Consider the following 5,550-nt stretch of genomic DNA (forward strand, 5'->3'; position numbering starts at 1 on the left):
CACGGCCGTCCGACGGCTCCCGGCCGTCCTCCGACCCGGCGGCGGTGTCCCGGTCCGGCTCCATCCCCAGCAACAGACCCGTCGGCACGGCCGCCCGGACCGCGGGCAGAACGGCGACCCGGGGGGCGTGCCGGCGGATCGTGTCGCGGATGCGGTCGAATCGAGCGCGGTCCACGAGATCGCATTTGTTGACCACCACGAGGTCCGCCTCCGCCAGGTGCGCCGTCAACCGCGGGTGCCGCGCCAGGGCGTCGTCGAGCCCTTCGGCGTCGACGACCTGGATCATCCCCGCGTGCCGCACCACCTCGCGCGGCACCTCGTGGACCATGCGCGACAGGATCGCCGGCTCCGCCAGCCCGCTGGCCTCGATCACCGCCAGGTCGAGCCCGTGCTCGGGGTCGGCCAGACCGGCCAGGGTCTCTCCCAGCTCGCTCGCGTCGACCTCGCAGCAGACACACCCGTTGGCCAACGAGATCATCGAGTCCACGCGCCCCGCGACCGACGTGGCGTCCACGTCGATCTCGCCGAAGTCGTTGACGATCGCGCCGATGCGCAGGCCCGGCGTGCCGGACAGCAGGTGGTTGAGCAGCGTGGTCTTGCCGGCACCCAGGTAACCGGTGAGGACCAACACGGGCAGGGGCTCACCGGGGGCGCGGCGGGCGTCCCCGCTCACGCCACCGCCCCCGGCGAGATGCCCGTGCGTGGGCTGGTCCCTCAGCGGCGCCACTCGGGCTTCCGCTTCTCGGCGAACGCCGACATCCCCTCGGTCTGGTCCTCGGTGGCGAAGAGCGCGTAGAAGGCGTTCTGCTCCGCGAGCAGCCCCTCCTCGAGCGTGGTCTCGAAGGACCGGTTGACCGCCTGCTTCGCCGCGATGGCGGTGGTCTTGCTCATCGAGGCGATCGTCCCGGCGACCTTCATGGTCTCGTCGAGCAGGTCCGCGGCGGGGACGACGCGGGCGACCAGGCCGGAGCACTCCGCCTCGTCCGCGTCCATCTGTCGGCCGGTGAGGCACAGGTCCATGGCCTTGGCCTTGCCCACCGCGCGCGTGAGCCGCTGCGAGCCGCCCATGCCCGGGATGACGCCGAGGGTGATCTCGGGCTGGCCGAACTTGGCGTTGTCACCGGCGATGATCATGTCGCACATCATGGCCAGCTCGCACCCGCCGCCGAGGGCGAACCCGGACACGGCCGCGATGATCGGCGTTCGCGCGGCGGTGAGTCGCTTCCAGTCGCCGAAGTAGCGCTCGAGGTAGATCCCGGGGTAGCTCTTGTCCTTCATCTCCTTGATGTCGGCGCCGGCCGCGAAGGCTTTCTCCGAACCGGTGATGACGATGCAGCCGACGCCGGGGTCGGAGTCGAGACCCTCCACGGCCTCGACGACCTCTTTCTCCATGCCGCTGCTCAGCGCGTTGAGCGCCTTGGGTCGGTGCAGCGTGATGACCGCGACGCGGTCGCTCTGCTCCACCAGGATGTTCTCGAACTGCTTCTCGGTCACGGACATCGCGTGCTCCAGTCTGCGTCAGGGGATACTTGGACTTCCTTGTAAAAAGTCTCCGGGGCCGATGCTAGCCGGTCATCTGGCGAGCGGTCCCCCGTTCCACAGCCCCGACCGTACGGCCTCACCGTGGTCGATGGTCGCCTCCCGGGCCGCGGGCACCAACGGCTCGTACCGCACCAGCGAGCCCCAGTCCCGTGACCAGTCGTGCTCCAGATAGGTCGGCACGGTCTCGCCGGCCAGGAGCAACTCGATGAACCCGAGGGGCCCGCCACCGTCCCACGCCTGCCAGGTGTTGGTGGAACTCACCGCGAGGTCGCGATCCGGCAGGACCCGGTACTCGGGTAGCTCGTGGATACCGGCGTACTCCTCGAACGGTCGCAGACACGGGGTGTGGAAGGCCACCGCCCAGTCGGGGAGCACCGGGCGGGAGTCACCGACGAGCTCCTGCATGGTCACCAGTTCCGGCATGCGCGGCGGGGTGAACGCGATCCACCGCGACGGGTCCGGGTCCAGGTCGCGCACCACGAGCCGGATCGCCGTGGCGTCGGCGGGCAGGGTGTCGACGGGCACGCGCAGGTTCCGCCAGGACGGCGCCGGACCGATGTCGACGGGCAGGACCGAGCCGGTCGGCTCGAACCGGTCGGCTGCGGTGGCGAACTCCACGCGGATCGCGTCCGGCGCGAACGAGCCGGCCACGGCGATCGTGATGAGCGGGCTCTCCTCGTCCCGTTCGGGGAGCCGGTACCAGTCCGTCGTGGTCTCGGCGTTGAACTGCGGGCCGGTCTGGTAGCTGCCGAGCACGGGCACACGGGCCGGGTCGAGACCGAAGGGCAGGACGGCGTGACTGCCGTTGATGCCCTCCCCCGCGCGCACCCCGCCCTCGGTGCCGGCGGTGGTGGCGGTGGCGTCGGAGTCCTCCCCGGTGCCCGGGGTGTCGGTGTCCACGGCCTGGGTGGCGGTGAGGTCGGTGGGGATGCCGTCGGGGATGAACTCCACCGGCTGCGCGCCCGCCTCGAGCTGGTCACGGGGGTCACCGACCGGGGCGAGCAGTCCCGCGTTGGCGTCGGGCTCGGCGAGCACCATGTCGGCGATACCGCACGGCTCCCCGGACAGCACCCGCAGGTTCTGCAGGCCGACCGAGTAGGCGGGGTACTGGTTGCGGACCGCGGCGGCCATGGAGGCCACGATGACGACGACGACGAGGGCCGCCGCGAGCCCGAGTGGGGCGTGCGAGACCTCACGCAGGACCCGGACCACGGGGCCGCGATCGGCATCGGCGGGCACCGACCCCGTGGGCCGCACGAACGGCTCCCGGTAGTGCAGGACCAGCGCGAGCAGGAGCGCGATGACCATCAGCCCGAGGAATACCGAGGAGAACGTGATCCCGGCGATCGAGGGCTGCACGCCACCCCACGGGATGCCGTAGATCGAGATGTACCACCAGCCGTTGGTGGAGGTGAAGCTCAGGGCCAGGACGAAGAACACCGCGGCGAGGAACAGCATCCGGTTGCGCAGCGACCGGGTGGCCGCCGGCAGGACGGCCATGGTCACCAGGGCCGCCAGCGCGGCGCCGATCGTGGCGAACGCACCGAAGTGGTGGGTCCACTTGGTGGGGTTGAGCGCCATGAACGCGATCGACATGGCGGCCAGACCCACGATCCGTCGGGCGGGGCCCACGGCCACGCCGGGGATCCGCCCCTTGCGGAACAGGATCGCGGCGCACGTGATCAGCGACAGGAACATCGCCAGGACCGCGAACCTGCGGGCCAGGGACCCGTCCGGCGTCGGGTTCATGAGCCACTCGTACCGCCACACCTCCTCGAACCAGCGCCCAGTGGGGCCGACGTCGCCGAGCAGCGCCGACGACTGCAGCGTGGTCACCAGGGGCTGGTCCAGGAAGATCAGGTGCAGCACGCCGAGACCGGCGGCCAGCATCGGCGCCACCGTCGGGATCCAGCCGTCGCGCCGGGCCCGCCGGATCACCAGCAGCAACAGCGGCCGGGAGGCCGCGATGATCGCCGCGATGCAGAAGGTGCCCGTGGGCGCGGCGGACAGCGTGAGCCCGCCGATGATGAAGCCGGTGGCCGCGGGAAGCAGCCGCCCGGTCGCGAGCGCCCGCTCGAGGGAGACCCAGGTGGCCAGCACGCCGAAGGCCACGATCGGCTCGGGGCGCAGCCCGTTGTTGTAGGTGAGCCAGAACGCGAGGAACACCGCGGCGGTACTCCACCGGACGGCCGAGGCGCGGCGGGCGGCGATGCCCAGTCGCGGGATCACCTCGCGGGAGAGCAGCATCCACGACGCGATGCCCAGCAGCAATGCTGGTAGCCGGAGCCACATACTGCCCACGGTGACGGAACTGATCGCCGTGTAGAGGTAGTACGGCATCCCGAACGGCGCGTACGGGGCGCCGTAGTACCGGAACACCTCCGGCATGTAGCCGCTCGAGACGGCGGCACGCGCCTCGGTGAGGATGTATCCGTCATCCGCCGTGTTGGCCCCGATGACGTGCCAGACCAGGAGTGTGGCCACCACCACCAGGTCCAGGGGGCGGGGCTTCCACCAGCGGCGGGGCAGTACCCGTCGCCCGACTCGTCCGTCGCGCAGGTCGAGTCGGTGCAGGGCGACCAGCGCCACGACGATCGCGAGGATCCCGACCACGATCGCGATCTGTTTGATCACGGTCGCCTGGGTGGTGTAGCGGGAGTCCACGGTGATGTCGACGGACATCCCCTCGGGCGCCGGCCCCTGCAGGTCCGTGAAGACACCGACGACCTGCGGCCGCAGATCCTGGTCGATCCGCCCACCCACCTCCCCGCCGTCCGACTCGAGACCGACGAACTCCGCGCCGATCGAACCGGAGTCCGCCACGACGCGGATCACCGAGCACGCCCCGGGCGAGGCGACCGCCTCGGTGGGGGCGGCCGCGACCAGCACGTTCCGGCTGCGCACCTCGACGGTGGGGCCGGCCACGGACACCACGAGCGCACGGGCGCCCGCGTTCGCTCCCGCCTGACGGGGTGCCGTGGACACGAGCACCCCGTCCTCACGGCCCTGGTCGCGGAGCTCCCCCACCGCCGCGCACGGGACGTCCACCGCCAGGTCGAGCGGGTAGTAGGCCACGAGGGGCGCCGTCACGGGGTCGAGGGTCCCGGCCTCCGGCCAGCTGATCGTCGAGGTGGTCTGGGTGACCGGGAGCAGCGGGACGATGATCGCGAGGAGGATCCCGACCAGGCCGCTGACCGCGGCGACTATTCCCCACCGGGTTCCTGTACGGGACCTGTCCGGCACGTCACGGACCTCGGTGGCAGTCGATGGCATGGCGTCCACGCTATAACGAGGGACGGAGGTTCCCCGAAACGACGAACGCGCCGGAGGGAAACCCTCCGGCGCGCTGCGCTCTCGGTGGCCAGAGTCGGGATCGAACCGACGACCTTCCGCTTTTCAGGCGGACGCTCGTACCAACTGAGCTACCTGGCCATAAGACCACCGGCGCATCCGGTAAACCGAATGCGCCGGTTGTCTCCTGCGACCCTGACGGGACTCGAACCCGCGACCTCCGCCGTGACAGGGCGGCGCGCTAACCAACTGCGCCACAGGGCCGTGCTTTTCGCACGAGACAGAACAGTAATCGACGCCCACGCCGGACGCAAATCGCGAAACCGGCGGTGGTTCCGGGGCAGCTCGGAACGGGTTCGGTGGATCCCGGTGGCGACGCCCGGGGCGCCAGAGAGGGGGCCGACACCGTGCCCGCAGATGAGAGAAGTCCCGGCCGCCGACGAACGGTGACCGGGACTCCTGACCTCGTACCCCCTACGGGATTCGAACCCGCGCTGCCGGCGTGAAAGGCCGGTGTCCTAGGCCGCTAAACGAAGGGGGCGTACGCCACGTCCGGGATCGCCGGGCCGCAGCGGGTTCGAGTTTAGGGCACGGCCCAGCAGACGTCTAAACCAACCACGCCCGAGCCGACGCCCGTCGGCGCGAACGGGGACGGTATCGTGACCGACGCCCCTATAGCTCAGTTGGTAGAGCTACGGACTTTTAATCCATAGTCCC

Annotated in this window: 3 protein-coding genes and 3 tRNA genes; all 6 read right to left on the reverse strand. The window is 70.7% G+C overall.

Translation table 11 applies throughout. The annotated features are described in order from the left end of the window. Nucleotides 1-727: GTP-binding protein (locus G6028_RS04250; protein WP_182658147.1), on the reverse strand; the 727-nt coding region annotated here is incomplete at its 3' end. Beyond that, a complete protein-coding gene (locus G6028_RS04255) occupies nucleotides 715-1,500 on the reverse strand; it encodes an enoyl-CoA hydratase (protein ID WP_182658148.1) in 786 nt (261 codons plus the stop codon). The genes G6028_RS04250 and G6028_RS04255, both read right to left, overlap by 13 nt. 72 nt (nucleotides 1,501-1,572) lie before the next feature. After that, nucleotides 1,573-4,815, reverse strand: a complete 3,243-nt coding sequence (locus tag G6028_RS04260; protein ID WP_182658149.1) for an arabinosyltransferase domain-containing protein — start codon at nucleotides 4,813-4,815, stop codon at nucleotides 1,573-1,575. Nucleotides 4,816-4,900: 85 nt separating this feature from the next. Beyond that, a tRNA-Phe gene (locus G6028_RS04265) sits at nucleotides 4,901-4,974 on the reverse strand. Nucleotides 4,975-5,023: 49 nt separating this feature from the next. Beyond that, nucleotides 5,024-5,097 (reverse strand) — tRNA-Asp (locus G6028_RS04270). A gap of 204 nt (nucleotides 5,098-5,301) precedes the next feature. Beyond that, nucleotides 5,302-5,374 (reverse strand) — tRNA-Glu (locus tag G6028_RS04275). Nucleotides 5,375-5,550 lie beyond the last annotated feature (176 nt).

Source organism: Dietzia cercidiphylli, from assembly GCF_014145145.1.
Lineage (GTDB): Bacteria > Actinomycetota > Actinomycetes > Mycobacteriales > Mycobacteriaceae > Dietzia > Dietzia natronolimnaea.

Bases quoted from the DNA above. Each gene is read 5' to 3' on its own strand.
- G6028_RS04260 (WP_182658149.1), bottom strand. From the start codon at position 4,815: ATGCCATCGACTGCCACCGAGGTCCGTGACGTGCCGGACAGGTCCCGT.
- G6028_RS04255 (WP_182658148.1), bottom strand. From the start codon at position 1,500: ATGTCCGTGACCGAGAAGCAGTTCGAGAACATCCTGGTGGAGCAGAGC.